The 4662-nt window shown below is 64.0% G+C and carries 3 protein-coding genes and 1 pseudogene; 1 reads left to right on the top strand and 3 read right to left on the bottom strand.

Going from position 1 to position 4662, the window contains the following annotated elements:
- On the top strand, nt 1-1950 hold a 1950-nt coding region (locus OES25_17500), incomplete at its 5' end, for a hypothetical protein (GenBank protein ID MDH3629432.1).
- A 96-nt stretch (nt 1951-2046) separates the two neighbouring features.
- Here OES25_17500 and OES25_17495 read toward each other — a convergent pair.
- From OES25_17495 to OES25_17485, 3 genes and pseudogenes are all read right to left on the bottom strand, one after another.
- Nucleotides 2047-2823, bottom strand: a complete 777-nt coding sequence (locus tag OES25_17495; GenBank protein ID MDH3629431.1) for a sel1 repeat family protein — start codon at nt 2821-2823, stop codon at nt 2047-2049.
- Nucleotides 2818-2919, bottom strand: a pseudogene (locus OES25_17490) (SEL1-like repeat protein). Before OES25_17490 ends, OES25_17495 begins: the two are co-directional and overlap by 6 nt.
- Nucleotides 2920-3182: 263 nt before the next feature.
- Nucleotides 3183-4484, bottom strand: a complete 1302-nt coding sequence (locus tag OES25_17485) for a hypothetical protein (GenBank protein MDH3629430.1) — start codon at nt 4482-4484, stop codon at nt 3183-3185.
- Between the last annotated feature and the right edge of the window lie 178 nt (nt 4485-4662).

Raw genomic sequence — 4662 nt, 5'->3', positions numbered from 1 at the left:
GAATGGGGCTCGCTGCCCGCGGATACGCCGCCCCGCATCCGGCGCCTCCTCGAGCGCTGCCTCGAGCGTGATCCGAACAAGCGGCTGCGGGACATCGGTGACGCGCGCATCGCGATCGAAGAGGTCTTGCAAGCACCGGAGGACGAGGCGGTTGCCGAGTCGACCGCGCCGAGGCCGTCCCGTCTGCCGTGGCTGGTCGCAGGCGTGGCCGTCATCGCGGCGCTCGCGTCGAGCGCCGGACTCTTCGTGTCGCGGGACACCGACGGCGCAGCGGCGCAGGTCATCCGGATGAACGTGCAGCTCTCGTCGGAGAACATCGTACGGCGACCCGGGCCCCAGGCCGTTCTGTCGCCCGATGGAACACGTATCGCGTACGTCGCCGAACCTGACGGCGTGCTGCACGTGCGCATGATCGACCAGCTCCAGGGAACGGCGCTGTCCGGGACGAGCGGAGCCCAGCAGCCCTTCTTTTCCCCAGACGGCCGCTGGATCGCGTTCGTCGCCGGGCGCAAGCTGAAGAAGGTCGCCGTCGTGGGCGGCGCGCCGTTGACGCTGTGCGACGTCAAGAGTTTTCGCGGCGGCAGCTGGGGACCCGACGAAACGATCGTCTTCGCTCCCGACACTTCCGGCGGTCTCCTGCGCGTCCCGGCCAGTGGCGGAGTTCCGGAGGAGCTCACGCTGCCTGGCGAGGGCGAGCGCTCTCACCGCTGGCCGCACTTCCTTCCCGACGGGCTAGCGCTGCTGTTCACCGTCCAGCAGAAGGGTGACAGCTTCGACGAGGCCACCGTCGAGATCCTCGACGTCGCAAGCAAGGAACGCAAAGTGCTGCAGCGCGGCGGATCGAACCCGGCCTACGTGCCGACCGGCCACCTGGTCTACGTGCACGAAGCTACGATGTTTGCGGTCGCCTTCGATCCGGAGTCTCGTCAGGTGAGTGGCTCTGCGGCTCCTGTCCTCGAAGGCATCAGCTTCAACGCGGGCCACGGCGGCGCGCGCTACCACTTCTCGCCGGCGGGTCACCTGCTGTTCAGCGGCGGCGGAGCAAGGGAACGCGACGTGACGCTGAGTTGGCTGGGATCCGATGGTGCGCGCACACCGGCGCTCGTCGAAAGCCGGGGTTACCGTCAGTTCTCGATCTCTCCCGACGGCACGAAGCTGGCCGTCGATGTATTCGATGAGTCGAGCCAAACCGATATCTGGATCTACGACTTCACTCGGGATACGCTGACGCGTCTGACCTTCGCCGAAGCGGCCAGCGGTGATTCGCGCTGGAGCCCCGACGGCGCACGGATCTATTTTTCGTCGGATCGGGACGGTGTGGCCAATGTCTACTCCAAGCGAGCCGACGGTACGGGCGAGATCGTGCGCCTGAACGAGAGCGACATACCGCACTACGTTCACGATGTGGGTGCGGACAGCAAGACGCTGCTTGTTACAAGGCTCGATCCGGACACGGGCTGGGACATCGTGGCGCTGGATGCGGATGGAGATCACGAGTCGACCGACTTCCTCGTGACCCCTCAAAATGAGAGCTTCCCGCAGATGTCGCCTGATGGCCGCTGGGTGGCCTATAGCTCGAACGAGTCGGGTGAATCCCAGGTCTACGTCCGGCCCTACCCGGCGGGACCAGGTAAGTGGCAGATCTCGACGGACGGGTCGATCGGCTTTCCCCGCTGGTCGACCGACGGACGCGAGCTGTACTACCGGCGCGGAGACGACCTGCTGGTCGCGGACGTTTCCGGCAGCGGACCGTCGTTCGTCGCCCGGAAGCCGCGGGTGGTCTTCGAGGATTTGCTGGGGGGAAACCGCTGGATTTCCACCTGGAGCCTCCACCCCGATGGCCAGCGCGTCCTGGTCACCGACAGGGGCGAGTCCGAGACCGATGATCGCACCCACGGGATCCTCGTGCTCAACTGGTTCGACGAGTTGAAACGACGCGCTCCCCGGTAGTTCAGGGGGCCGGACCCCTTAGAATCGAGGCCTGGATGGGTGCAAGCGGGGCGAGTGTGGGTGGACACAGCGCTTGATCCCGGGATCCCAAACGGTTCAATCTGGGTGTCTCTCCAACCATTCACGTGAGCGTCGTTGCGCCTCGGCGATTTGTTCCGGGGTCAGTCTCTCGCGCAGCAGGTTCCTGACGGACTCGGCTTTCTCCTCACCCTGCGCCGCCGCCAGATCGACCCACATGAACGCCTCCAACAGGTCTTCCGGGGTGCCCTCGCCGTTGGTGTACATCACGCCGAGGTTGTACTGAGCGTTGGCATGACCCTGGTCCGCGGCCTTCGCGAACCAATCGAGCGCCTGGCCGTCGTTCTCGGTGACGCCCTCGCCGTTTGCGTACATCACGCCGAGGTTGTACTGCGCTTCGTCGTGCCCGTTCTCCGCAGCCTTGAGGTACCACTTGACCGCCTTGGAATCGTTCTTGGAGACGCCGTCGCCATTGGCGTACATCACGCCGAGGTTGTACTGCGCGCCGCTATGCCCCAGCTCCGCCGCCTTCCTGTACCACTTGACCGCCTGGGCGTCGTCTTCCGGTCCGCCCCGGCCGTCGTCGTACATCACGCCGAGGTTCAATTGCGCGAAAGCATGCCCCTGCTCGGCCGCCTTCTTGTACCACTCGACGGCCTTCGGAGCGTCCGGGGCGACGCCGTCACCGGTGTCGTACATCACAGCGAGGTTGTACTGCGCTTCGGCATGTCCCCCCGTCGCCGACCTGCCGTACCACTCGACCGCCCCGGCGCCGTCTCTGGGAACCCCGCGGCCGGTGGCGTACATCAACCCCAGGTTGAACTGTGCGCCGATCACTCCTTGTTCGGCGGCCATCGCGAACCAGTTGAATGCCTTGACATCGTCCGCGGGCACACCCTTGCCCGTCGCGTACAGCACACCCAGATTGAACTGCGAGCCGGCGTCTCCCATTTCCGCCGCCTCCGCGCAAGGAGTGACGGCGGCGTCGTACTCCTGGCCCGCAAGTAAACGGGCACAATCCGCCACGTTCCCGGCTACGGCGGCAGTCATACACGCGGCGAGCAGTAACGTGAGGGCAGTCGCGTATCTCATCGGCATCTCGCTCTCCAGCCCTGTTCATCCCAAGGGACTCTTCAGGAGTTCCCAGCCACAGTGTACTAGAGTGACACGATCCGGACCGTAGCACCGCTTCGAACATTCTCGCACCGTACGGATCAGTAGAAGGACCGGAAGCCACGGTTCATGCGGGGGTTCACCACGTTGGCCAGCTTCGATCCGAACCGGTAGCTGAACCCCATGCTGACGCGGTAGCGGAAATCGGTCTCTCGCTGCCCCCGCCGGAGCAGGATCTCTTCGGACGTCAATCCTTCGGCGGGAAGGAAGAACTGATCCTTGATGCGGGAGAAGCTACCCGAGACATTGAAGTCGAGACCCCGGAAGACTCGCACGTTGGCGCCGAGGAAGGTGTCCACCCTGTGGACCGACGGATCGTGAAGGTACTGGGTTGCGGCAACCTGTCCGAACATGCCGCCCCATGGCTGCTGTATGTCCAGGGCGGCGACCAGACGGTGGCGGCCGAGCGTCTCCTCGGTCTCTCCCGCAACCGTGATGGCCTCGTACGTATTGTCTACGGCCTCCACGGAGTATTGGAAGGTGAGGGTCTTTCGAGTGGACTCGTCGTAAGGGAACACGCTGTATTCCACGACCGGGCCCCCGATCAGGGCAAGATCGATGTTGCTGAACGAGGAGTTGTTGCCCCCTGCGATCATCCCCACGGACCAGTGGTCGCTCAGACTCCAGACACTGAGGAGACTCGAGCTGGAACTCTTGCTGCTGCTCTCGAGGACCTCGCCGTCGATCTCGAACTCGTCACGGGACGACCACGTCGAAGCGCTCCAGTTGAACTTGAGCCGGTCGCTGGTGCGGTTGGCCGAAACGGACCCGCTGTACCAGTTGCCCCGCTGGAGGGACTCGTCGTTGAAGGATCCGCTGGCGGATACGCGGAACACCCACAGTTTCCAGGGATCCTCCTCCAGATCTGCCTGTACCGCCTGCCCGGGAGATTCTTCGTAGGAAACTTGAAGCTGCTGCGCGAGGGGAGTCGATGCGACGTAGCGAACCAATCCGACGGCAAAGGTCTGCGTGAGCTTCTCCCGGACCTCATCGTGGGTATCGTCGGGATCCGAGACGAAGCTGATCGAGTCCGTTTCGGCGTCCAGTTCATCGAGCCCGATGAAATCGAGCGTGTAGCTGTTTCCCCCACCTCCCGTCCCCTGCGCGGTGACCAGAAGATGGACCTGCGCGTCCTTGCGGTCGCGCACCCAGTTGACCCACTTGATTTCCCGGCGGACGTGATCGAAGTCGCAGTGCCAGGCACCTCCCTGGCAGTCCAGGAAGACGTGGAGAGCACTGTTCTCCGAGAGCGGTTCGGATTCCTGACCGTAGGCCGGAAGGTTCATCAACGTGAGCAGGAGGGTCGCGAGGAGGAGCGAGCGGCCCATCCGAAACTGTTTCATGCGGAGCCGGCAGCGCTGGTGACCTAACAATATGATCGCTCTCCTAACGTTGGACTACGTCAGAAGAATGTATTCCGACAGGGGAGAGTAGCGTGTCACAGCTGCGTAACAAACACGACGGCTAAGTCACTCTATCCGAGCTGGTGGACTCCGCCGCCCCTTCCGATTTCTCGGGGTC

It is taken from the genome of Acidobacteriota bacterium, from assembly GCA_029861955.1.
GTDB lineage: Bacteria > Acidobacteriota > Polarisedimenticolia > Polarisedimenticolales > Polarisedimenticolaceae > JAOTYK01.
Note: the sequence above shows the minus strand (reverse complement) of the source record. Positions and strands in the feature narration are given on the sequence as shown.